This window comes from Pelagibius sp. (assembly GCF_965227505.1).
Classification (GTDB): domain Bacteria; phylum Pseudomonadota; class Alphaproteobacteria; order Kiloniellales; family Kiloniellaceae; genus Pelagibius.
Map to the genome: position 1 here is coordinate 1,836,496 of NZ_OZ245757.1, position 23,450 is coordinate 1,859,945.

Annotated in this window: 20 protein-coding genes and 1 other RNA gene; 7 read left to right on the forward strand and 14 right to left on the reverse strand. The window is 66.3% G+C overall.

The window, feature by feature from the left end; translation table 11 throughout:
- Window positions 1-25: 25 nt before the first annotated feature.
- The 3 genes from ACO06P_RS08635 to ACO06P_RS08645 all read right to left on the reverse strand — a co-directional run bounded on the left by ACO06P_RS08635 (window position 26) and on the right by ACO06P_RS08645 (window position 1,884).
- The gene (locus ACO06P_RS08635) at window positions 26-445 is read right to left on the reverse strand and encodes an SRPBCC family protein (protein ID WP_420349602.1); all 420 of its coding nucleotides are present in this window, start codon (window positions 443-445) and stop codon (window positions 26-28) included.
- Window positions 446-534: 89 nt separating this feature from the next.
- Window positions 535-1,068, reverse strand: a complete 534-nt coding sequence (locus ACO06P_RS08640; protein ID WP_420349603.1) for a dihydrofolate reductase — start codon at window positions 1,066-1,068, stop codon at window positions 535-537.
- A 21-nt stretch (window positions 1,069-1,089) separates the two neighbouring features.
- Window positions 1,090-1,884: a thymidylate synthase gene (locus ACO06P_RS08645; RefSeq protein ID WP_420349604.1), complete on the reverse strand. Its 795-nt coding sequence runs from the start codon at window positions 1,882-1,884 to the stop codon at window positions 1,090-1,092.
- Between the two features lie 286 nt (window positions 1,885-2,170).
- On the opposite strand from ACO06P_RS08645, the gene ssrA reads away from it, so the two are divergent.
- Both ssrA and ACO06P_RS08655 read left to right on the forward strand, forming a co-directional pair.
- Window positions 2,171-2,547, forward strand: a transfer-messenger RNA (tmRNA) gene (ssrA, locus tag ACO06P_RS08650).
- A 149-nt stretch (window positions 2,548-2,696) separates the two neighbouring features.
- The gene (locus ACO06P_RS08655) at window positions 2,697-3,278 is read left to right on the forward strand and encodes an SspB family protein (RefSeq protein WP_420349605.1); all 582 of its coding nucleotides are present in this window, start codon (window positions 2,697-2,699) and stop codon (window positions 3,276-3,278) included.
- Window positions 3,279-3,445: 167 nt separating this feature from the next.
- Here ACO06P_RS08655 and ACO06P_RS08660 read toward each other — a convergent pair whose 3' ends face one another.
- Window positions 3,446-3,676: a hypothetical protein gene (locus ACO06P_RS08660; RefSeq protein WP_420349606.1), complete on the reverse strand. Its 231-nt coding sequence runs from the start codon at window positions 3,674-3,676 to the stop codon at window positions 3,446-3,448.
- A gap of 147 nt (window positions 3,677-3,823) precedes the next feature.
- Between ACO06P_RS08660 and ACO06P_RS08665 the strand changes: the two genes are divergently transcribed.
- Window positions 3,824-4,471: an alpha/beta fold hydrolase gene (locus ACO06P_RS08665; RefSeq protein ID WP_420349607.1), complete on the forward strand. Its 648-nt coding sequence runs from the start codon at window positions 3,824-3,826 to the stop codon at window positions 4,469-4,471.
- 7 nt (window positions 4,472-4,478) lie between these two features.
- Here the strand turns inward: ACO06P_RS08665 and ACO06P_RS08670 are convergent, their stop codons facing one another.
- The 3 genes from ACO06P_RS08670 to ACO06P_RS08680 all read right to left on the reverse strand — a co-directional run bounded on the left by ACO06P_RS08670 (window position 4,479) and on the right by ACO06P_RS08680 (window position 6,783).
- The gene (locus tag ACO06P_RS08670; RefSeq protein ID WP_420349608.1) at window positions 4,479-4,979 is read right to left on the reverse strand and encodes a VOC family protein; all 501 of its coding nucleotides are present in this window, start codon (window positions 4,977-4,979) and stop codon (window positions 4,479-4,481) included.
- Window positions 4,980-5,050: 71 nt separating this feature from the next.
- The gene (locus ACO06P_RS08675; protein ID WP_420349609.1) at window positions 5,051-5,533 is read right to left on the reverse strand and encodes a VOC family protein; all 483 of its coding nucleotides are present in this window, start codon (window positions 5,531-5,533) and stop codon (window positions 5,051-5,053) included.
- Between the two features lie 302 nt (window positions 5,534-5,835).
- The gene (locus ACO06P_RS08680) at window positions 5,836-6,783 is read right to left on the reverse strand and encodes a transporter (protein ID WP_420349610.1); all 948 of its coding nucleotides are present in this window, start codon (window positions 6,781-6,783) and stop codon (window positions 5,836-5,838) included.
- 296 nt (window positions 6,784-7,079) lie between these two features.
- On the opposite strand from ACO06P_RS08680, the gene ACO06P_RS08685 reads away from it, so the two are divergent.
- The gene (locus ACO06P_RS08685; RefSeq protein ID WP_420349611.1) at window positions 7,080-7,799 is read left to right on the forward strand and encodes a helix-turn-helix transcriptional regulator; all 720 of its coding nucleotides are present in this window, start codon (window positions 7,080-7,082) and stop codon (window positions 7,797-7,799) included.
- A gap of 119 nt (window positions 7,800-7,918) precedes the next feature.
- Here the strand turns inward: ACO06P_RS08685 and ACO06P_RS08690 are convergent, their stop codons facing one another.
- Window positions 7,919-9,346, reverse strand: coding sequence for a methyl-accepting chemotaxis protein (locus tag ACO06P_RS08690; protein ID WP_420349612.1), 1,428 nt, complete (start codon window positions 9,344-9,346; stop codon window positions 7,919-7,921).
- Window positions 9,347-10,108: 762 nt separating this feature from the next.
- Between ACO06P_RS08690 and fumC the strand changes: the two genes are divergently transcribed.
- Together fumC and ACO06P_RS08700 are read left to right on the forward strand one after the other, a co-directional pair.
- Entirely contained in the window at window positions 10,109-11,509 is a 1,401-nt protein-coding gene (fumC, locus tag ACO06P_RS08695) for a class II fumarate hydratase (protein ID WP_420349613.1), read from the forward strand.
- 16 nt (window positions 11,510-11,525) lie between these two features.
- Entirely contained in the window at window positions 11,526-11,792 is a 267-nt protein-coding gene (locus tag ACO06P_RS08700) for a ribbon-helix-helix domain-containing protein (RefSeq protein WP_420349614.1), read from the forward strand.
- A 59-nt stretch (window positions 11,793-11,851) separates the two neighbouring features.
- Here ACO06P_RS08700 and ACO06P_RS08705 read toward each other — a convergent pair whose 3' ends face one another.
- The gene (locus tag ACO06P_RS08705; protein ID WP_421935173.1) at window positions 11,852-15,403 is read right to left on the reverse strand and encodes an AsmA family protein; all 3,552 of its coding nucleotides are present in this window, start codon (window positions 15,401-15,403) and stop codon (window positions 11,852-11,854) included.
- A 244-nt stretch (window positions 15,404-15,647) separates the two neighbouring features.
- On the opposite strand from ACO06P_RS08705, the gene ACO06P_RS08710 reads away from it, so the two are divergent.
- Window positions 15,648-15,806, forward strand: coding sequence for a hypothetical protein (locus tag ACO06P_RS08710; protein ID WP_420349722.1), 159 nt, complete (start codon window positions 15,648-15,650; stop codon window positions 15,804-15,806).
- 70 nt (window positions 15,807-15,876) lie between these two features.
- Here ACO06P_RS08710 and ACO06P_RS08715 read toward each other — a convergent pair whose 3' ends face one another.
- From ACO06P_RS08715 to ACO06P_RS08735, 5 genes are all read right to left on the reverse strand, one after another.
- A complete protein-coding gene (locus tag ACO06P_RS08715; RefSeq protein ID WP_420349723.1) occupies window positions 15,877-18,726 on the reverse strand; it encodes a cation-translocating P-type ATPase in 2,850 nt (949 codons plus the stop codon).
- A 99-nt stretch (window positions 18,727-18,825) separates the two neighbouring features.
- Window positions 18,826-20,196 carry an FAD-binding oxidoreductase gene (locus tag ACO06P_RS08720; RefSeq protein WP_420349724.1) on the reverse strand — a complete coding sequence of 457 codons (1,371 nt, stop codon included), beginning with the start codon at window positions 20,194-20,196 and terminating at the stop codon, window positions 18,826-18,828.
- Between the two features lie 189 nt (window positions 20,197-20,385).
- The gene (locus tag ACO06P_RS08725; protein ID WP_420349725.1) at window positions 20,386-21,693 is read right to left on the reverse strand and encodes a TRAP transporter large permease; all 1,308 of its coding nucleotides are present in this window, start codon (window positions 21,691-21,693) and stop codon (window positions 20,386-20,388) included.
- A 9-nt stretch (window positions 21,694-21,702) separates the two neighbouring features.
- Complete coding sequence (locus ACO06P_RS08730) at window positions 21,703-22,224, reverse strand: TRAP transporter small permease (RefSeq protein WP_420349726.1); 522 nt, start codon at window positions 22,222-22,224, stop codon at window positions 21,703-21,705.
- Between the two features lie 112 nt (window positions 22,225-22,336).
- Complete coding sequence (locus ACO06P_RS08735) at window positions 22,337-23,371, reverse strand: TRAP transporter substrate-binding protein (protein ID WP_420349727.1); 1,035 nt, start codon at window positions 23,369-23,371, stop codon at window positions 22,337-22,339.
- Window positions 23,372-23,450: the final 79 nt, after the last annotated feature.

Here is a 23,450-nt window from a genome sequence, read left to right on the forward strand (position 1 = left end):
TTGAAGTTCGGCGGTTGAGGTCTGCTCAGCCGCCGAACATGCGTTTCAGGTTCTCGAAGCCGGCCTCGTAGACCTGGCTGATCTGCTCGATGGCGTTGTTCTCCGTTGCGCCCGAGGCGTCGAACTCGCTGGACCACTCGACCACGCAACCGCCGGAGTCCGCCTCGCGCACCCGCAAGGTGGCGGTGTAGTTGGCGACCGGCAGAGGGCTGGAGAGGATCGAATAGGTATAGAGCCGCTCGTGCTCGTCGATCTCCTCGAGCTTCTCCTCAATAGTACCGCCGCCCATCAGCGTCACGGTCCGCAAGGTGGTGCCGCCGTCCGTCTTGCTCTCGCTTTTCTGGACCGCCGGATGCCAGTCCGGCAAGCCGTTGAAGTTGCCGATCACCGACCAGACAGCCTGAGCCGGAACCGGCAGTTCCGTTGTGGAACTGACTTTTGGCATGACCGTGCGACCTCCCCTTTTTCATCAAGATTGCCGGGACAGTGTAGAGCCTAACCCGGCGAGATTGAACCGTCGCGGTTCGATGGGCCTCAGGCCGCCCCGCGGCGCTCCAGGATCACGAAGCTGAAGTCCGGCTGTCCGTCGCCGGACGAGGCCTGGTGCTCGCGCATCACCTCCCGCCATTCCTGGGGGTCGAGCGGGGGGAAATGGGTGTCGCCTTCGGGCGCGGCGTGGACTTCCGTCAGGTAGACGCGCGCCGCCCGCGCCAGCGTCAGGGCGTAGATCTGGCCGCCGCCGATGACCATGATTTCGCGCCGGGGGCCGTCCTCGGGGATCTCGGCCGCCAGATCGGACGCCCGCGCAAGCGCCGCCTCCAGATCGGCGAAGACCTCCGCCCCCTCCGGGCGAAAAGAAGGGTCGCGGCTGATCACCAGGTTCGGGCGGCCCGGCAGCGGACGGCCGATCGACTGAAACGTCTTGCGGCCCATGACAATGGGCTTGCCCAGGGTCTGGGCCTTGAAGAACTGCAGATCGCCTGAGAGATGCCAGGGCAGGCCGCCCGCACGCCCGATGACGCCGTTGTCACCGCGCGCCAGGATCAGGGCGATGGGAACCTCGGACATAGGGCGCAGCCGGAGCCCCGGTCAGACGGCCACGGGCGCGGAGATGTGCGGATGGGCCTCGTAGCCGGTCAGTTCGAAGTCTTCATAGCGGAAGGCGAAGAGGTCGCGGACCGCCGGATTGATACGCATTTGCGGCAAAGGCAGCGGCGCGCGCTGAAGCTGCAGGTCGGCCTGCTGCTGATGGTTCACATAGAGATGGGCATCGCCCAGCGTGTGCACGAACTCCCCGGGCGTCAGTTCCGAGACCTGCGCGACCATCATGGTGAGAAGTGCATAGGAGGCGATGTTGAAAGGCACGCCGAGGAAGATATCCGCACTGCGCTGATAGAGCTGGCAGGACAGGCGGCCGTCGGCGACGTAGAACTGGAACAGGCAGTGGCAGGGCGGCAGGGCCATGCGCTCGATCTCCGCCACGTTCCAGGCGCTGACCACAAGGCGTCGCGAATTCGGATTGGTTCTCAACTGGTCGAGGATCTGGCCGATCTGGTCGATATGCCGGCCATCGGGCGCCGGCCAGGACCGCCACTGGGCGCCGTAGATCGGGCCGAGATTGCCGTCTTCGTCGGCCCATTCGTCCCAGATGCGCACGCCGTTGGCCTTCAGATAGGCGATGTTGGTGTCGCCCTGAAGGAACCAGAGGAGTTCATGAACGATCGATTTCACATGCAGCTTCTTGGTGGTGACGAGGGGAAAGCCCTCGGACAGATCGAAGCGCATCTGATGACCGAAGATGCTTTGCGTTCCGGTGCCCGTGCGGTCGCCCTTGTAGCTGCCGTCTTCGCGCACCTTGCGCAACAGGTCGAGATACTGCTTCACGGTCGCTCAAGTCCCAAGTTTCTCTGAGTCCGCACCCGCCGGGCGCCGCCACCGCCTCCGCCGGCGCCAGACCGGGGCGGCGGCCGGCCGACTCGGCCGTCGCAAGTGTAGCGCAATGCCCAGCCGGCTGCAGCGCTAACGGGCGCGGCTTTATCCCCAGCACGCCAGCCCCAAGCGGCCCGGGTCGCCGACCCGGGCCTTAAGGCTCTGTTAACCCCGGGCGCCCAGAGGCGAGATGGCGGTGGCGGGGCGGCGGGGGCCGCCGCCTTCCCGGCCCCTTTTCGCGGTTCTTTCAACCGCTTCGGAAAGTGCCTATATTATACCTGCCGGTTATCCGGCTATGGCGCTAAACAGGCCTGTGGAATAAGCGCGACGGACCCGGGGGCAGTACCCGGCGCCTCCACCAAATTCCGCCAATTCAGCCGATCTTTGTGGTGGTTGAGGGGACCTTTTGGGGGCGAAACAGGATCGACGTGCGTGGTAAAGACGGGTTTGGTTCCCGGCATGGTACCGCCGTTATCGGGCCATACTATAGTTGCGAACGACAACTACAGTGAGGCACGCCTCGCCGCTTAATAGCGGTCGGGTTAGCCGACTTAAGCCCTAGGCCTTCACACGCCTAGGCGGGGTTCGGGGCGCACCTGGCAACAGAAGCGCCCCACCTTGGGGCGCAGAGGCAACAGAAGCGCCCCAGAAGGGTTGCTGGCGAAAGCCCGCGCCCCATCCGCAACCGCCCGGGCCGGGCAGCCGCTTGCGTGGCCCGGCGAACAGACAAGAGGCGCAGCGGGTGAGCGTGCAGGGAGCGCGAAATCGTGGTGGAGGCTATGGCGAAAGAGGAATTGCGATACGACCGTATGGTCGAGGATGCCCTACGCAGCGTGGTCAGGCGGGCCCTTACGCACGTTGCGGAGAACGGCTTGCCGGGCAACCATCACTTCTACATCACCTTTCGCACCGATCAGGAAGGCGTCGAGATGCCCGCGACGCTCCGGGACCGCTATCCGGGCGAAATGACCATCGTTCTGCAGCATCAGTTCTGGGGGCTGGAGATCTCTGAAAAGGAGTTCTCGGTAACGCTCAGCTTCGCGGACGTGCCGCACCGCCTGGTCGTGCCCTTCCCGTCGGTCACCGCCTTTGCCGATCCTTCGGTGCGCTTCGGCCTGCAGTTCGATGTGGACTCCGCCACAGGCGGCGCCGCGCCCCAGGAAGGCGGCTCCGCCGCCCAGGTTCTGGAGGGCGCGAAATCCGGCCTCTCCGACCAGCCAGAGGCCGCACCGCCCCCGGACAGCCCGTCCGAAAAAACGGCGGCAGCGGACAGCGAAGACGAGAACAAGGACGAAGAAACGCCCACAGCCGAGAAGGTCGTCACCCTCGACGCGTTTCGCAAAAAGTAGGGTCGCGAGAAGCAGGATCGCGAAAAGCAGGCCGGCCGTGCCGCGGCCGGCAAATGATCCGATATCGCGGAAGATGGCCGTGCCGCACAGCAAGACAGGCGCATCGGACCTGACCCGAGACCCGCAACTCAGGCCCGCGGTCCAGGTCCACAGCTCTGGCCGGCTCCTTACGACGGGTGGCGCTTTTTCGCCGTGGCAGGATCCCAGGGCCTGACCGTCTTCTCGGACGGCCGCGCGCCCAGCTTGTCCGCCACCGAGGGCCGACGCATCAGGCCGACGAATTCCTCGAACCGGCGCCTCAACTCGCGCTTCTCCTCCGGGCTCATTTCGTCCTCGGGGATCTGGCTGAGGTCGCGATGGCGGATGTCGTCTGCGGCCTCTTCCTTCGGGCGCTGCATGGCAGCCTCTCCAGCGGTTTTGCGGTCAGTTCTTAGGTCTGCGGCACTGAAGCGGACAAGGCCTCAGTCCCTCACTATCATTGCCGGGCTTGGTTAAGAGAGCGTTACGCCAGCACCATTCCTTCGAATCGATCCAGCCCTGAAAATATGAGGAATTCCAAGGATATAGCCGTCGAGGTGCCGACCTTCCTGCGTCAGGGGCCGGCCGATGCGGCGCTCACCTTCGCTTTCGCCCACGGCGCCGGCGCGCCGATGGACACGCCGTTTATGACCTTCTTCGCAGACGGCCTTGCGGACCGGGGCTGGCAGGTCCTGCGCTTCGAGTTCCCCTATATGGCCAAGCGCCGGGTTGACGGAAAACGGCGCCCGCCCGACCGCGCCCCGCTGCTGCTGGCCGGCTGGCAGGCGGTGATCGACCGCCTTGGGCCGGAGCGGCTGGTGATCGGCGGCAAGTCGATGGGCGGGCGCATGGCCAGCCTCGTTGCCGAGCGCGCCGGGGTGCGCGGTCTGGTCTGCCTCGGCTACCCCTTTCACCCCGCGGGCAAGCCCGAGCGCCTGCGCACAGAGCACCTGGAAGCCCTTTCGGTTCCCACCCTGATCCTGCAAGGCAGCCGGGACGCCATGGGCAACCGCGAAGAGGTGAGCGGCTACCGGCTTTCGGCCGGCATCGACCTTCACTGGGCCGAAGACGGCGATCACGATCTGAAGCCGCGCAAGGCCAGCGGGCGCTCTGCCGAGCAGAACTGGCAGGAGGCCCTGCAGGCGCTGCACGCTTTTCTGCAGCGCCTGCAGTAGAGCACGCTCACGCGACGATGGACGCGCTGGCCGGCGGCGGCAGGTGGACCAGCTCGAACTTCATGCCGTCCGGGTCGGCAAAGAACAGAGCGTAGTAGCCCGGCTCGTAATCGTAGTCCGCCGGCGGGTCGAGGATCTCGATCCCCTGCTCGCGCAGAAAGGCATGACAGCGGTCCACCGTCTCGCGGCTGTCGGCGTTGAAGGCGAAGTGGTGAAATCCGGGCGCATAGCGCTCCGGCCGGCGCCCCGCATGCTCCGGCTTGGCCTGCCAGAGGTTGAACGCGCAGCCGCTGGCCGAGAGCCAGACTGACATCTCCGCAGTCTGGTGAATCACTTCGTAGCCGAGAAAGCGCAGCAGCGGTCCATAAAAGCGCTCCGTCGACTCCGCGAGACCGCTGACCGTAATGCCAATGTGGTTCATGGTGCCCAGCACCGGTTCCGGCGCGGTGTCCTGGCCGGTGGTGGCCGCATCGGGCGCTCCTGTCTGCGCGGTGAGCGTTTCCGTCATCTGTTCAGCCTCTCGCTTTATCTCTGTTGTGCGGGATCCCCGGTGTTTTTCGCTCCGGGGCCGAAGCGCCTTCAGCCAAGCGCGGGCTCGGCAAAAGCCAGGCCGCTCTCGGCCGCAGCGGCCTTGGGCAGCGTCTTGCCCGGATCGCGGTACTGCGCGGCGTAGTCGGCGGTCGGTTCTGTTGCGGTGTAGAAATCCAGGACGATCCCGTTGGGATCCTGGATCGCGAAATGACGCTGCCCCCAGGGCTCGTCCCGGAGCGCGATTTCGATTTCAAATCCACGCCGCAGCAGGTCGTCGTGCACGCTGTCGACCTCGGCAACCTCAAGACCGAGGAACAGCCCCCTGCCATCGAAGCGTGAGCGAAACAGCGGATGCTGGTTCGCCTGCCCGGGCCGCATGAATGCCAGCTGCAGGGTCGGATTGGCCGGCCAGACGAGATGGACGTACCACTCCCCCTCGAAGGCATAGGTGAACTGCAGGGCCCGGTAGAAGGTCTTGGTTTCGGCAAAGCGGTCAGTGGTGATGATGGGATGCAGGCTGCTCATCCGCATGGCGGCGGGTCTCCGTGGCTCGGGGCTTACATTCGGGCTTTGTTCTCGCCCTCTTTGTAGCAAAGCCGTGCTGACAACATGCTGTCAGCATCATGCGCGGAGGCAGCCTTTCATGCGCAGCGCCAGTCGAAAGACCACTGGGCCGATCGGGCGCTGGATCAAAAGCCGGACAAGCAGGGTCGCGTCGCCGAAATCCGGCCGGGGCCGGCATCGGCCCTGCGGGAACGCAGAGCGGGGCCAGCCCAGGCCGGTCAGGAGTTTGCGCACCGTCCCGGCGGGCCGGCGCGCTGATGCGTCCGTGGTCAGAAATGCGCCACGAGATCGAAGTAGACCCGGTAGTCGAAGATCGTATCGTCCTTGTCGGTGATCGGTGTCTCCGCACCCAGTCCGAACTGGAAGTTGTCGGTCAAGCGGTAGCGGGCGCCGCCGCCGATGGTCACGGTGGTGTCGCGGTCCTCGCTGCCGAAGTTGAGGACATCGACGCCGTCGAGGTCGCCCAGCGCTCCGGTCAGGCGGTCGGCGTTGTCGAAGGCAGTAAAGCCGTTCAGTTCGACGATGGGAAACAGACCCGGCAGCACCTCGTAGTCGGCATGCAGGGAGTAATGCAGGATCGAGGTGTCCTCGTCGGGGTCCAGCGCGAAGTTTGCGCCGAAGCTGGCCTGCAGACCGAAATCCCCGAAGGCGCGCGCGGCGGTTATGAAGGGGTTGAGAAAGCCATCGCCGTTCCCCTGCAGTTCGATCCCGCCCGTATCGAGATCGTGGATCGGAATCTCGTAGCGCAGGCCCGCCGTGAGAATGCCCTCGTTCTCCGGGTCCGACAGGATCGCGTACTTGAAGCCGAGGGCGATGTTCGCGAAGCCGTCCGTATCGGGCAGCGTTTCGTCGAAGTCGAAATCGACGTAGCCGTCCTTGGTGGCGATGAAGCCAAGCCGCTCAGTGATCGCCAGACGAAGCTGCAGCGCGACCAGGTTGACGTCGCCGCCGTCGGTGACGAAATCCTCGGGCAGCCGGTGATAGAAGTAAACGGCCCGCGCCTCGGTGGTGATGTAAGGCGTTTCGTTGAAGATCGGATTGGTCAGCGGCGGCACATAGCGGCTGTGACGGCCTTCGCCCAACGACCCCTCGAGATCCAGACCGAGAAATCCGCCGCCGTTGTCCTCGGCGGCAAGCGGCCCGGCAAGGCCAAAGGTCAGACCGAGAGCGGCAACCGCGACGGCCCTTCTGGCATGCACAAATACTGTAGGAAACATCATCCCCTCTTTCGTTGATGGACTGCGGGGATGCTGTAGCCGCCTCCCTGGTTCCGGGCATTGACCTGGAGCGGATTCCTAGGACAAAAGGCAGCGGCAAATCGTCGCAAAGCGCGCGAAAAACATGCTCCCGTGATCGCGCGCTTTCGGGACGCCGTCAGGACGCCGCCCGGCGAGAAGAAGATCGGAAAGCCGCGCGCGTCCAATTGATCGTATGCAAATGAATTGGACTAAAACGCTCCTGACAACATGCTGTCAGCATGCTTTTGTTAGGCTGTCTGTCAGGAGGAGACAGTATGCGCCGTGCCGACCGTTTGTTTCAGATTGTTCAGGAGCTTCGCCGCCACAAGCTGGTGACAGCCAAACGGCTGGCCGACACCCTGGAAGTGTCGGAGCGCACGATCTACCGGGATATCCGGGATCTGGCGGCCTCCGGCGTTCCGATCGAGGGCGAGGCCGGGGTTGGCTACGTGCTGCAGCGCGGCTTCGACCTGCCGCCGCTGATGTTCACGGAGGAGGAGATCGAGGCCCTGGTGCTGGGTGCGCGCATCATCGAATCCTGGGCCGACCCGGCGCTCGCCAAGGCCGCCGCCGACGTCGTTGCCAAGGTACAGGCGGTCTTGCCGGAGAGTCTGCGCGAACAGGTCGAGCGCACGCCCCTCGCGGCCCCGGCAGACCACATGGCGGCGCCCCTCAGCGTCGATGCCGCGGCCATCCGTGCGGCCCTGCGCAACCGGCGCAAGCTCTATTTCCACTACGTGACGGCGGAGGGCCGTGCCAGCGAGCGGGCGGTGCGCCCCCTTGCGCTGGCCTTCTACGGCCCGGTCTGGCTGCTGATCGCCTGGTGCGAGCTGCGCGACGACTTCCGCGCCTTCCGCCTGGACCGCATGCACGAGATGTCCGTGCTGGAGGAGCGCTTCGCCGAGGAGCGCGGCAAGACGCTGCACGACTTCGTGGTGGCCGATCGCGCCCGCCAGCGCGACCGCCGGGCGTGCCCCACCCCCTTGCCGGCCTGACCCCAGAAGAAAAGAAGCCGGACCCAAGGGCCCGGCCTCTGCTGCAGGAATCAGGACGGTGTTTCTACCGCCCGGCGCATGTGGGGAAGATGCGTCCTGCGCGCGTCCCACCCCCCGCTTTAAGCTGCTTCCATGGTCTTCAGGAAGTCGGCGACGTAACCCTCCAGGGACTCCGCCTGAGAGGAGAGTTCTCCGGCCGCCTGAAGGACATCCTTCGACATCCGCTCGGTCTCGCCGGTGGCCTGGGAGACGGCGGAGATGTTCTGGTTCACCTCCTGCGTGGCGGCGCCCTGCTCCTCCACCGCCGAAGCGATGGCGGTGGTCACGGAGTTGATCTCCTCGATCGTCTTGGTGATCTCCGTGATGCCGGACACGGCCGAGCCGGTCGCGCCCTGGATCTCGCCGATCTGCTGGGCGATCTGCTCGGTGGCCTTGGCGGTCTGGTTGGCCAGCGCTTTCACCTCGCTCGCCACCACGGCGAAGCCCTTGCCGGCTTCGCCGGCGCGCGCCGCCTCGATGGTGGCGTTCAGGGCCAGCAGGTTGGTCTGCTCGGCAATGTCCTGGATCATGCTGACGACCGTGCCGATGCTCTCGGCAGAGGTTGCCAGACCGTTGATCATCTTGCTCGCTTCCTGGGCCGAGTTCACCGCCGACTGAGCGATCTCGGTCGAGTGGGTGATCTGCCGCGAGATCTCCGAGATCGAACTGCTCAACTCCTCCGAGGCGGAGGCGACGGTGGAGGTACGCGTCGAGGTCTCGTCCGCGGTTGCCGTCAGCGAGTTGGCTGAAGACTGCATTTCCGCCGAGGCCGCGGACACCGCCGAAACCACCGAGGAGACGTTGTCGGCCAGGCGGACGTTCTGGGTCACCACCGACCAGCAGATCATCGGCGCCAGGTACTCGCCGTCGTCGTCCATGATGGCCGCGACCTGCAGGTCGAGCTTTTCCTCGCCCAAAGTGATGATGGCCCGGTGCGGCAGGTTGCTGGGATCGGCCAGCAGGCCGCGCTGATGCGCCGGGTTCTTATGGAAGATGTCGATGCACTTGCCATGCAGTTCCTCCGGCGGCACCGGCAGGAGGTTGCGCAGCGGCTTCAGGGTTTCGATACTGGTCTTGTTGATGTAGGTGATCTCCAGGGTTTCCTTGTCCGCCAGCATCACGTTGACGGGCATCTCGTCCAGCATCTTCATCAGCTTTGCGGTCTCGCGTTCCTGCTTGACCTGCTGGGTCACCACGCTCCAGGTCAGCATCGGGCCGATGTAGGTGCCCTTGTCGTCATAGAGCGCCGTCACCAACAGATCGAGCCACTCACCGCCGACCGAGATCTTGGTCGTGAAGGGCAGATTGCTCGGGTCGGAGAGAAGCTGACGCTGATGCGCCGGGTTCTTGTGAAAGACGTCGACTGACTGACCGACGATCTCCTCCGCAGGCACAGGCAAGGCGTGCTGAATGCCCTTCAGCGCTTCTATCGAAGAGCTGTTCGCGTAGGTGATCGTGAAGTCCTTGAGATCGCAGAGCATCACGCTGACCGGCATATTGTCGACCATCTGCTTGTGAATGCTGCTGCCGGAAGATCCCCCCGCGGAGGTCCCCTTCAACCACTTGATTGCCATAGCTCACCCAATTCTTTTAGCGAATGCTCACATGTACGGTTTCGCTATATAAACACAGCATCCGTATTCTTTTCGTTAACTCAGATTGTCGTACTGACGATATAAATCAGGAAAATCAGGCTATCAGTGGTTGAAGCTAATCAAGGCGGCGGCATTCGCGCCGAAGCCTTAGGGCCCAGGACCCCGCGGGCTTCGCAGAGGCCGGCGGCGTTGCCGCCGGTTCCGCGTTCAGCCGCGGAAAGGCCTGCATCTCCCGGCGGGCCGGGCTGAAGACATCTAAGATGATCGGATCGGCCGCGGCGCGGGGCGCTTTGTCCCGCTCCGCTCCGGGGTCTCGACCGGCGCCGTACCACCCGGTCATCCCACAGCCATAGGAGAATGGGCAGCTTGGCCCGCCGCCCGGGCATCGGCCAGTCGCGGCGGATTTCACGGCGGCGCTCGGCTTTCGCACCTGGCACGGATGACGGGGACGGGCACTGGGATGGGCACTGGGATGGGGGGGGGCAGGTCGCGGCACACCAATGATCGATGGGTCCGCCATCCTCCCGGTTCACCCTCGAGCCCTTCCACGCGCTCCTACCCGGAGCTGTCCAGACCAGCGGAAGGCCCACCGCCCAAGGCCTTGGCGGTGGCGCGCCTCCGGCCTAAACTCCGCCGCGTTTCACTCCGCCCCGCCGCGACAATAGGACTGCCGTCATGACCGAGACCCGTACCGAATCCGACTCCATGGGCGACATCGCCGTTCCGGCCGATCGCTACTGGGGCGCGCAGACCCAGCGCTCGCTGACCAACTTCAGGATCGGCGGCGAGAAGATGCCCCCGGCACTGGTCCAGGCACTGGGCATCCAGAAACTGGCGGCGGCGCGCACCAATCAGGCCTTGGGGGTTCTGGACAACGCGCTTGCTACGGCCGTCTGCCAGGCCGCGCAGGAGGTCGCCGACGGCAAGCTGATGGACCACTTTCCGCTGGTGGTCTGGCAGACCGGTTCCGGCACCCAGTCCAACATGAACGCCAACGAGGTGATCGCCGGGCGGGCCAACGAGATCCTGACCGGAAAGATCGGCGGCAAGGACCCGGTTCATCCCAACGACCACTGCAATATGGGCCAGTCGTCCAACGACACCTTTCCGACCGTCATGCACATCGCCGCGGTGCAAAAGATCGTCGGAGAGACGATCCCGGCCCTGGGCCATCTGCATGCGGCGCTGGACGCCAAGGCCAAGGCCTTCGAGGGGATCATCAAGATCGGCCGCACCCACCTGATGGACGCGACACCGCTGACCCTGGGCCAGGAGTTCTCCGGCTACGCCACCCAGGTCGCCTACGGTATCAAGCGGCTCGAGGGGGCGACCGAGCGGCTGATGCAGCTGGCGCAGGGCGGCACCGCCGTAGGCACCGGTCTCAACGCCGTTGAAGGCTTCGCCGAGGCGTTTGCGGCCGAGGTGGCCAAAATCACCCAGCTGCCCTTTGTCACGGCGGAGAACAAGTTCGAGGCGCTGGCCGCCCACGACGCCGTTGTGGAGGCCTCCGGCGCCCTCAACACCATCGCCTGCTCGCTGATGAAGATCGCCAACGACATCCGCCTGCTCGGCTCCGGGCCGCGCTGCGGCCTCGGCGAGCTGCGGCTGCCGGCGAACGAGCCCGGCTCCTCGATCATGCCCGGCAAGGTGAACCCGACCCAGGCGGAGGCCATGACCATGGTTTGCGCCCAGGTGATGGGCAACCACACCACCTGCAGCGTCGCCGGGTCCAACGGTCACTTCGAGCTGAACGTCTTCAAGCCGGTCCTGATCTACTCGCTGCTGCAGTCGGCGCAGCTGATCGGCGACGCCTGCGACTCCTTCCGCACCAACTGCGTCGAGGGCATCGAGGCCGACGAAACCCGCATCTCGGACCTGATGCAGCAGTCGCTGATGTTGGTGACGGCACTGAACCCGCACATCGGCTACGACAACGCCGCCAAGGTGGCGAAGAAGGCCTATGCCGAGAACTCCACCCTGAAGGAGGCCGCCATTGCGCTGGACCTCTTGAGCGCGGAGGACTTCGATGCCTGGGTGCGGCCGGACAATATGCTGGGGCCGCGAAGCAAGGCTTGATGGGCAGCAAGGCCTGATGGCGGGCAACGGCGAAGGGTCTGCGGACCCAGGGGCGCGGCTTCGCAAACACTCGGTGAAGCTGTCCGGGCACAGCACCTCGCTGTCCCTGGAAGGAGTGTATTGGGACGCCTTGCGCAGCGTTGCGGAGAGCAGCGGGCTTTCGGTGACGCGGCTGATCGAGCGGATCGACCGCCAGCGCAGCGGCAACCTGTCTTCGGCCGTAAGGGTCTATCTGCTCCGCTACTACCAGGAGCGGGCCGGCGCGGAGTCGCCGAAAGAGTGAGGGGCAAAGTAGCTGGGTGGGCGGAGTAACTGTGTGGGCGGAGTAGCTGGGCGGGCGGCTTAACCGCCCAGGCCCTGCAGCAGGTTCTTCAGACCTTCCTTGAGAATGTCTTCAGGTTTCGGCGGCCTCTGCGGTTGAGGCGGCGCCTCGGGCTCGAACTGCTGCGCCGAGGGTGCGTCCTCTGGAACAGAACCGCCGGCCCCGCTGCCGCTCTGCGAGGAATCGTCGCGGCGCCGGAAGGGTTCGCCGCCGATGCTGATGTTCGGGCGGTCGAGATCGCCGCGCAGCTTCGCCGTCAGATAGGCCGTCTGCGGATCGCTGTCCCGGAATACATCGGTCTGACTGTCCAGCGTCCAGGTCGGCAGGTTCACCGTCGCGGCGGTCAGGGCCCGGGCGTTGCGGCCCTGCACACGGGTGTCCGTCGTCGTCAGCACCCCGTCCTCCACGACGAAGGTTCCGTCGACCTTCGACGGCGCCCCGGCGAAAGCGCTGAACAGCAGGGTCGTGCTGTCGCTGATGCCCCGGACCTCCTTCACCTTCTGGCCGAGGATGTCCAGGATCAAGGCGCCTGCCTGTTCCTCGGCCTTGGCCGCCACCGTCAGGGTGCCGTCGATCTTGCCGCTGCCGTTCAGGCTGTTCACCAGAGCAGCTTCGCTGCCGCCCCTGGCATTGAGGCTGGTCTCCACCGTCAGCGGCCCCGAGACACGATCGCTGTCGGCCAGGTCGCGCAGCAGCGCCCTCAGGTCCATCTCGATCGCCGTAACGGCGGCCGCCACCTCCAGGCCACCGGGCGCCGTCTCGCGCGCATCCGCCTTGCCGGTCACGGAAAGGGCACCGCCAAAGGCCGTCGCAGTGAAGCGCTTGAGATCCAGCACGCCACCGCTGAGCGCCGCCTCCAGCTGCGCGTTGTCGAGCCGCGCGTTGTCCAGAAGAATGGCTGAGGACTGCAGTGCAACCTCGGCATCGACTTCGCGCAAGGCCGTCAGATCCAGGGGCTCCGTCGACCAGCGGCCCGCCTGCGCCGATGTGGTGCGGGCCCGCTCCGTGCCGCCGCCGCTGGCGCCGGCCGATGCGGCGCCCGCGCCGCCGGAACCGGCAGCGGCTGGCGCCGCCAGAGCCGCCAGCGGCAGGGCACCGGTCCGTAGATTAGCGGTGAGCCGCGGCCGTTCGCCCTCCAGGGCCAGGGCGAGATCGCCGCTCAGATCGACACCGGCGAGCGTTCCGCCGAGCTGTGAGAGCGCCACCGACTGCGGCGCCGCGGACAGCTGGCCCTTCAGGTCTGCGGGGCCGAGGCCGGCAGGGACTTTCTCACCCGGCAGCATTTCCCGCAGCAACACCGTCAGGTCCGGGTGACTTGCCTCCAGCCCCGCCTCCACGCGCGGCATGCCGGCGCCCAGCTCGGCCGTCCCCGCGGCGCGCAGACTGCCGCCGAGCGCCGAGAGACGCTGATCGAAGCGCAGACGCTCGGGCGTGCCGTTGACGGCGCCCGACAGGGTGAAAGCCTCCAGCGGCGGCGGCCCGTCGATCGGCAGGGCCAGGGCCTTGGCCAGGCGTGACAGCGAAGCAACCGAAACATCGAGCGAACCGTCGAAGGACGGGCTGCGGCCGACATTGGCGAGGCTGCCCGCGAAACTGGCCCGCGAGCCCGCGAGGTCCATCAGCGAGGCTTCGCGCACGACCATGCCGCCCTGCTGCAGTGTGGCGTCGAGGCGCAGGCCGTTGAGGGCGAGCCCCTGGTAGGTCAGCGCCCCGACCCTGATGTCGAGGTTCGCATCGAAGCCATCAAGGATGGCGAGACCTGCGGGGGCCGCCGGCTCCGGCGAAGCTTGGGTACTCGTCTGGGCAGACTCAGCCGGCGCCCCGGCCGTTCCCTCCGCCGGCGCCTGCGGACTCGCCGGCGCCGGCGCCGCGCCTTCCTTCGGCAGATAGGCATCCAGGTTCAGCTTGTCGATCGACAGGCCCAAACCCAGCCCCGGCCGCTCGCGCAAGGCCAGCGCAATCCCGCCGGTGATCCGGCTGACATCGAGGCTCAGGTCCATGTCGCGCAGCGTCACCTGATCCGGCCCCAGGTCGACAGCAGTCGTCACCTCCATCTTGCGCAGCCGGTCCGTGGGCACTTCGTCGATTTCGACATCCAGCCAGGCCAGCAGGGCGCGCAGGTTGTCGGAACCGGCTTCCAACCGGCCACGGAAGCGCGGCACCTGCTCATCGCCGTCCAGTGCGCCGGCCAGCGCACCCTTCAGGGAGAACTCCGACCCCCCGGGCAGCGAGGCGGCAAGGTTTTCGACCGACAGGGTACCATCGTCGAGTCGTGCGGCTGCCGTGAGGCCGCGGGCGAACTGCCCCCGATAGACCACGGTATCGACGGCCAGATCGATCTCAGCCACGATGCCCGCCGGCAGCACAAAGCCGTCCGCATCGGCTGTTCCCGCGAGACCGTCCGGGCTTCCCGGCTGTGGTGCCGGGGCCGGCGGCGCCGTGGCCTGCGGATCGCTCTGCCCCGCCTGACCGGCACCTTCCGATGAACCTGCCGTCATCTGCTCCATCAGACGATCGAGGTCCAGCCGGGTAGCGGAGAGCCGGGCGGCGATCTCGGGAACATCGCCGACGATGACCTTGCCCTCTCCCTCCAGCGTCGTATCGCCGAGCCCCAGTTTCAGCGCGGCAGCTTCCGCTTCGCTGGGTCCGGCGGTGATTTCGCTCTCCACGCTGAAGGACTGGGCCAGAAGACCTTGCGCCGGTCCCGCCGGCGCATCGAGTTTCAGTACAGAGAGAAGGGCCGCCAGGTTCTCTCCTTCGCCTTGCAGCCGCCCTCTCAGCGTCCGCAGATCCTGGTGGCGCGAAACCGCGCCGGAGAAGGTCGCCGCGGCTGCCGCCTTCGGCAGTGTCAGTCCGATGGAAAAGGGGATCGCACCTTGATCGCGCCAGCGTCCGAGGCTGAGATCGAACTCGCTTTCAACGCCCTGATAGACGGCCCGTCCGTTGGCGGCGAAGGGGCCGGCCAGGCTTTCGGCAGCCAGTTCCGCGTTCACGCCTGTCACCCGTTCTTCCAGCCCCGAAACGGCGTCGCGGTACACGAAGGTGCCGTCTTCGATGACGAAGCTGTCGACCCTGATCGTGTCCTCGCCGCCGGGGGATGACGGAGCGGGCGTCGGCGGAGGGACAGGCGTCGGCGCCTCTGCAGCAGGACCGGTCCCTTGTTCCGCAGCATCGCCGTCGGCCGGCGCGCGGAAGTCCCAGTTCCGCCGGCCGTCCGGCAAGACCTCGAGCACCACTTCCGGCTTCACCAGGGTCACCGTCTCGACGATAACCTGTTGTTGCAGCAAGGGAAAAAGCGCCACCTGAACGCGCAACTCTTCCAGCTGCACCATCGCATCTTCGCTGCCGCCCGCGATGTTGGCCAGGCTCACTTCGTTGGCGGAAAACGCCGGCGAGGGCAGCAACTGGAGATTCAAGTCGCCGACGATCTGAAGGTCGCGTCCGGTCAGCTTGCGGACTTCTTCGGCGATCCTGCCCTTTTCCGCATTCCAATCCCAGAAGCTGGGAAGAATCAACAAACCTGCGATCAGCAGGACGAAAAGGGCGACGACTGATAGGGCCAGCTTCTTCAACAGCCTACCTCGCTATACGAAGACGCGTGTCTGAGATCTGGGCAGCGGAACCGCGACGGCGGGCATGCTGACCGGATCCATTCGTGTTACTAAAGGTGAGAGCATTGCAACGCCGTTCAATTCCGTTAAGCTACTTTTATCAGGTCACGGCGGCAAAGCCGAAGCCTGATTCGGACCGGACGGGCCAAAGGGTGCAATACCCAAGGGTCCGGCGAAACGCAGCCGGCGGATAGGTGGTAATCCAATGGGCGAAATCATCGACCTGGATTCGTATCGCAGCGAACGACTGAAACGACAGCGCGAGGAACGCAGGCGCCGCCAGCGGCAGAAGCGCCCGGCTCCGGACGCCGGACAGATCGGCGAAAGAGCGGAGGCGGATCCGGCGAAGGACGAGCCGGTCTAGACGCATCCGGCGGTGCTCCCGCAGTTGTACGGTCGTTGCCGGATGCCCCTCGGGCAGATGACCCCTGTGACTACTCGGGCTTTTGCGGTTTCCCGCCAGAGTTTCCCCTTGGGTTTCCACCTGCGCTTCCTCCTGGGCTTTTCCCCGAAAGGGCCTTCCAGGCCTCCATCACGGCCAGCAGGGAAAGAGCCAGCGCCAGAACGAAGAACCATTCGAGCAGACTGACCGGCTGCACAGCCAGCACATCGCTGAGGCCGGGCATGTAGAGGGCGGCAATGTGAAGCCCCTGCGCCGCCGCGATGGCAACAAAGAGAAAGGGATTGGCCATCAGGGGCAGGCCAAGCGACGAGCGACGCTCCGAACGGGCGTTGATGGCGTGCACGTTCTCGAACAGCACCATGAGAAGCAGCAGCAGGTTGCGCGCCTCAGCCTCCGCCATGCCGCGTTCCAGGCACCAGAAGTAGAACGCGAAGCCGCAGCAGCCCATATACCCGCCGGCCATGGCCACCTGGCCGATCATGCGGCGGTCGAAAAGCACCTCGTCGCGCGGCCGCGGCCGGCGCTGCAGAATGCCCGGCTCCCCCTTTTCGAGGGCGAGCGCCACGTGCTGGATGCCGTTGGTCACAAGGTTCAGCCACAGCAGTTGAACGGCGAAGAGCGGAAACGGCAGGCCTGCCAGGATGGCGAGCAGGAAGAGGACGATTTCGCCCAGGCCGGTGGAAATCAGGAGGTAGATCAGCTTGCGTACATTGTCGTAAGCGATGCGTCCCTCTTCGATGCCGCCGACGATGGAGGCGAAGTTGTCGTCGGTAAGAATCAGGTCCGCAGCGCCACGGGCCACGTCGGTCCCGCCCTTGCCCATGGCGACGCCGATGTCAGCCGCCGCCAAGGCCGGCGCGTCGTTCACACCGTCTCCCGTGACGGCGACGACGTGACCGGCCTGTTGCAGGGCCTGAACGATCTCGAGCTTCTGAACCGGCTCGACGCGGGCGAAGACCTGGACGGAGGCCACGGTCTCGCTGAAGTTCCTTGTCCCGGAAGCGGCAGCCTGCAGATCCGCCCCGGTCATCACGACGGGGTCACCGTCACCGACACCGAGGTCCCGGGCGATCGCCCGGGCGGTTTCCGGATGATCGCCGGTAATCATGACGACCGCGATACCGGCTTCGCGACAGCGCTCGAGTGCCTGCGGCACCTCCGGGCGCAGCGGATCCATCAGCCCCACCAGGCCGAGCAGACGGAGATAGCGCAGGGAACCCGCATCGGCCCGCCCGGCCGCATCCTGGGAGACACTGCCCCGGGCCACCGCCAGCACCCTGTAGCCTTCGGCCGCCATCGCGTCGCCCGCCGCCAGCGCACGCTCGGCATCGATGCCGTCACACATGGGCAGCAGGACCTCCAGCGCCCCCTTCACATGCACCGTGGCGCCGCCCGTGGTCCCGGCACTCACCGGCCCCGCCGCTGCACCGCCGCCGGACACGAAGGAGGCGGCATAGCGCCGCTGCGGCTCGTAAGGGATCATGCCGTGGACGCGGTAAGAGGCTCTCAGAGCCGTAGGGTCCAACCCCAGCTTGGCGGCCAGCACAAGGAAGGCGACGTCGACGGTGTCGCCCAGGTGCCGAACCGCTTCCTCCTCGAACGCGATCTCCGCCTCGTTGCAGAGCGCGGCGCTGCGGGCGAGTTCGGCGAAACCGGCCAGCTCCTGCTTGGAGGGCGCCCGGCCGTCCACCGTGACGGTTCCCTGAGGGCGATAGCCCTGGCCGCCGACCGTACCCGCCACCGCCGGACCGGCATCGTCGAACAGCACAACGCGCTTCGCCGTCAGTTCGTTGCAGGTCAGGGTTCCGGTCTTGTCGCTGGCGATCAGGCTGCAAGCGCCCAGCCCCTCGACCGCGGGCAGCGCCCGCACGATGACGTTGCGCCGTGCCATACGCCCGGTCGCGATCGAAAGCGCTACGGTGATCGCAACCGGCAGGCCTTCCGGAATGGCGGCCACAGCAAGCGCCACGGCGACCAGAAAGACGGTCAGGAGATCGAGGCCCTGGAGGAGCTGCACGGTGGCCAGAACGCCGATCGCCAGGACGGTACCCATCCCGATCACCCGGCCCATGCGTTCGAGGCGGGCGATCAGCGGCGGCGGCGCCTGGTCGGGCAGCGCCAATGCACTGGCGATGCGCCCGATCTGGGTGTCGGCGCCGCTGGCAACCACCAGCGCCCGCGCCCGCCCTGTCAGCACCGTGGTGCCGGCAAAGAGAAGGTTGATGCGGTCAGAGAGCGGCGCCGCGGCAGGGGCCACGTCGTCGACGGCTTTCTCCAGCGGCAGCGATTCGCCGGTCAGCAGCGATTCGTCGACGCTCAGCTCGTGCTGTTCCAGCAGTCGAAGGTCCGCCGGCACCCGTCCGCCGGATTCAAGGCGCACCACGTCGCCGGGCACCAGGTCGGCCGTGTCGACCTGCCGCGCATCGCCATCGCGCAGGACCACAACGCGGTCGCGCATCATTTGCCCCAGGGCGGCTGCCGACGTCTCGGCCCGCCATTCCTGGTAACCGCCGATAACGGCGTTCAGCTGCAGCACGACGAAGATGAAGAGCGCGTCGCTCCACTCCCCGACAAAGACCGAGACGACGGACGCGGCGAGCAGCAGGTAAACCAGCGGGCTTTTGAACTGCCTGACGTAGAGTACCAGGGCGCCCGGCCTGCGCGCACGCGGCAGGCGGTTGGGACCGTATTCGACCAGGCGTCGCCCCGCCTCGGCCTCGCGCAGGCCTGCGGCGCTCGACTCCTGTGCCGCAATGGCCTGGGCGGCGGTCAGAGAGTGCCACGCAGTCGCAGTGGCCGACCGCACGCCCCCCGGCCCCTTGCCGTCGCCCGGCAGGTCCGGCTTCGCCCCGGGTTGCTTTGAACCGGGCGGTTTGGCCACCGGCGGCTGCGATCCTTCAGGCAGGGTCATGACAGCGCAGAGGATGCGCGCGGATCAGCGCCCCCGCAAGGCTCAAGAGCAGGGCAAGGAAAAGGACCGTCAGACGGTCAGGATTTTGCCCGGGTTCATCAGGTTCTGCGGATCGAGCGCCAGCTTCACCTGTCGCATGACACTGACCGACTCGCCGTGCTCAGCCTGCAGGAACTTCATCTTGCTGCTGCCCACGCCGTGTTCGCCGGTGCAGGTGCCGCCCATGGCAAGGGCGCGCATGACCATGCGCTCGTTCACCCCCTCGGCCTTCTTCATGTCGTCCGGATCGTTGGGGTCGAGCACGAAGGTCAGGTGAAAGTTGCCGTCGCCGACATGCCCGACGATAGGGGCCAGCACACCGCTCTCATCGATGTCCTTGCGGGTCTCCAGGATGCACTCGGCCAGCCGCGAGATCGGCACGCAGACGTCCGTCGCCCAGCCCATGGCCCCCGGCTTCAAGGCCAGGTTCGCATACCAGGCATTGTGGCGCGCCTGCCAGAGACGGTTGCGGTCTTCCTGCTTGGTCGCCCATTCGAAGTTGCTGCCGCCATAGCCCTCGGCGATTTCGCCGACCATCTCGGCCTGCTCGCGCGCCCAGGACTCGGTGCCGTGGAACTCGAAGAACAGGGTCGGTTTCACCGGCAGGTCCAGCTTGGCGTAGCGGTTCACCGCGTCGATCTGGTGTTCGTCCAGAAGCTCGATGCGCGCCACGGGAATGCCCGACTGGATGGTCAGGATCACCGTGTCCACGGCACCGGACAGACTCTCGAAAGAGCAGACCGCTGCCGTCATCGCCTCGGGGATGCCGTAGAGGCGCAGTTGCACCTCCGTGATCACGCCGAGTGTGCCTTCCGAGCCGACGAAGAGCCGGGTCAGGTCGTAGCCAGCCGAAGACTTGCGCGCCCTTCCGCCGGTGCGGATCACCCGCCCGTCGGCCAGAACGACGGTCAGCCCCATCACATTGTCGCGCATGGTGCCGTAGCGCACGGCGTTGGTGCCGGAGGCCGAGGTCGCCGCCATGCCGCCCAGGGAGGCGTCGGCGCCGGGATCGATGGGGAAGAACAGCCCGGTGTCGCGCAGGTGGGTGTTCAGCGCCTTGCGGGTGACACCGGCCTGAACCCGGCAGTCGAGATCGGACTCGTTGAGCTCCAGGATCTGCTGCATGGCACTGACGTCGATACAGATACCGCCCTTGGTCGCCTGGATCTGACCTTCCAGCGAGGTTCCGGTGCCGAAGGGGATGACCGGCCGGCCGTGCTCGGCGCAGAGCTTCACGATGGCCGAAACCTCCTCGGTGGATTCCGCGAAGGCGACCGCATCCGGCGCCTCCATGGCGTGGAAAGAGGAGTCCTTGCCGTGGTGTTCGCGCACGGCACGGGCGGTCGACAGACGGTCGCCGAGCAGCGCGCGCAGCGCATCGATCAGAGGGTCACCGGGCAAATTGCTATCAGGCAGGTTGCTGTCAGGCGAGGCTGTCGGTCGGGGGGCGGCATTGGCCATGTTTCGGGTCTTCCTTTTACAATCGCTGCACTATAGCAGATCTGGGGACCCGCGCAGCAAATCCCAGGTTTTCCGCAGTAAGACCTCCGTGATCTCCCCGGGAATGGCTCCCTGACACAAGCCGCGGCATCAGGGACTGGCGCGCATCTGGGCCGGCAGCCAGGTGGCGATCTCAGGAAAGGCGACGACCAGCGCCACCGCGAGCACCATGATGCCGAACATCGGCAGGGCGGCCCGCGCTATGTAGGGCATCTCGTGCTTGGTCATGCCCTGCAAGACGAAGAGATTGAAGCCCACCGGCGGGGTGATCTGGGCCATCTCGACGACGATCACCAGGAAGATGCCGAACCACAGCATGTCGAAGCCCGCCTGGCGCACCATCGGCTCCACCACCGCCATGGTCAGCACCACCGCGGAGATGCCGTCGAGAAAGCAGCCGAGGATGATGTAGAACACCGTGAGCGCCAGGATGAGGGCCAGCGGCGATAGCTCCAGCGCGCCGATCCAGGCGGCCAGATCGCGGGGCAGGCCGGTGAAGCCCATGGCCAGCGACAGAAAGGCCGCCCCGGCCAGGATGAGGGCGATCATGCAGGAGGTGCGGGTCGCGCCCATCAGGCTTTCGACGAAGCTGTTCCAGGTGAGCGAGCCCTGCAGGAAAGACAGCACCAGGGCGCCGATCACACCCAGCACGGCAGCCTCGGTCGCGGTCGCGATGCCGGCGTAGATGGACCCCAGAACGCCGATGATCAGCGCGATCACCGGCAGCAGAGAAAAAGAGGCCCGAATCTTCTGCACGAAGGTCAGAGCCGCCTCGCGCGGCGGCATGGAGGCGGGATCGAGCAGCGCCTTGATGGCGATATAGCCCATGAACAGCAGCGCCAGCATGATGCCGGGAAAGACCCCGGCCATGAACAGTCCGGCAATGGACTCGTTCACCGTCACGCCGTAGACGATGAGGATGATCGAGGGCGGGATCAGCAGCCCGAGGGTCCCGGCCCCGGCCAGAGTGCCGATGATCATACGCTCGGGGTACTCGCGGCGTCGGAGTTCCGGGATCGACATCTTGCCGACAGTGGCCACCGTGGCAGCGGAGGAGCCGGAAATCGCGGCGAAGAGCGCGCAGCCGGCGACGTTCACGTGCAGAAGCCGCCCGGGCAGGCGTCCGAGCCAGGGCGACAGCCCCTTGAAGAGGTCCTCACTGAGCCGCGTTCGAAAAAGGATCTCCCCCATCCAGATGAACAGCGGCAAGGCCGTCAGCGTCCAGGAGGAAGAGGCGCTCCAGATCGTCGTCGCCATGGCGTCACCGGCCGGGCGCGTGGTGAAGAGCAGCATGCCGGTGAGCGCGACGCCCAGCAGCGACAGCCCGACCCAGACCCCGCTGCCCAGCAGGAAGAAGAGCACGACGAGGAAGACCAGGGTGAGGATCAGTTGTTCCATGGTCCGCCTCTACTCGCTGGTCTGCTGGGCGGCCAGCGGCGCGCCGCGGAGGACGGCAACCAGCCGGTCGACCAGGGCGACGGCCAGCAGCACCGAGCCCGCGGCCATGCCGATCTGCGGGATCCACAGCGGCATCGCGTCGGAACCTTCGCTGATGTCGCCCAGCATGTGCGAGACCCGAACCATCTTCACGCTGAACCAGGCGAGGTAGCAGGCAAAGAAGCTGCCGGCGGCCAGGCACCAGATCTCAGCGGCCCGCCGCCGGGAACCGGTCAGTTTGCCGAGGAAGAGGTTGACGCGGATATGGCCGCCCGCACCGAAGGTGTAGGCCAAGGCGAAAAACGACGACGAGGCCATGGCATAGCCGGCGTATTCCGAAAGGCCCGGCACAAAGATGCCGAGGAGCCGCGAGACGATGCTGAGCAGCACCAGCAGCGCGATGGAAAGAAGGAAGAGCCCGGCCAGCACACCGCCGGCCAGATAAACCCGGTCGAGCACGCCGCCGAGGCCGCGCCGCATGGTCCCCTGCATCGAAAGCCCCCTACAAGGATCGTTCCGGATCAGCCCGGCTCAGAATGCGCCGCGGCTCCGGGATGGCCATCGGGGCCGGCCGCAGCGCGCGGCCGGCCACCGAAAGGCGAACCTACATGGCGTTGTAGGCGTCGATCACCGCCTGACCCTCGGCGCCGGCCTTATCCAGCCACTCCTTGGTCATGGTCGCGCCGATGGACTCGAAGTCGGCCTTCAGCGCGTCGCTGGGCGGGCCCACCTCCATGCCGTTGGCCGCCAGCTGCTCCTTGTACCAATCGGCCAGCTCGCGGGCCTTGTCCCAGCCCGCCTGCTCGGCCTTCGCCGCCTCGTCCAGCACGATCTTCTGCAGGGTCTCGTCCAGCCCGTCCCAGGCCGCCTGGTTGACGATCACCATGTTCTTCGGCAGCCAGGCCTGGACGTCATACCAGTACTTCACATGCTCCCAGATCTTGCGGTCATAGCCGGTGGAGCCGGATGAGATCATGCTCTCGGCAACGCCGGTGGCGAAGGCCTGGGTCAGTTCCGCCGCCTCGATCTTGGTCGGAACCGCGCCCATCAGCTCGGCCAGCCGCGAGGTGGCGGCGTTGTAGGCGCGGAACTTCACGCCCTTCATGTCGGAGGCGGAGGTCACCGCGGTCTTGTTGTAGAGCCCCTGGGGCGGCCAGGGCACCGCGTAGAGCAGCTTCAGGCCGGCTTTGTCGAGGGTCTCCTCGAGCTGCGGCCTGGAGGCCTGGTAGAGCTTCCAGGAGTCTTCGAAGCTGGTCGCCAAGAACGGCAGGGCATCCACTTCGAACAGCGGGTCCTCGTTGCCCAGCGCCGAGATCAGGCGCTCACCAATCGGCGCCTGGCCTGTGCGGATGGCGCGGTAGATCTCGCCGCCCTTGAACAGCGAGCCGCCGGGATGGGCGACGATCTCAAGTTCGCCGCCGGAGGCCGCGGTGACGGCCTCGGCGAACTTCGCCGCATTCTCGGAATGGTAGTTGCTGGCCGAATAGGCCAGCGGCATGTCCCACTTTTCCGCCGCCTGCGCGGCCGTGGACAGCATCGTGCCGGCGGTCAGCACCAGCGCGGCGGCCGCAGCGATCCCAAAAGACGCTCTCCCGCTCTGAGAGGTAACCCCGCCTTTGGAGGTAACGACGTTCTTCATTCTTGTTCTCCCTGTTTGGCCCGTTTGCGGAGGCGCGCGGCCGTCCGCAATTCCTACCCGCGGAAATCCGTACCCGGAG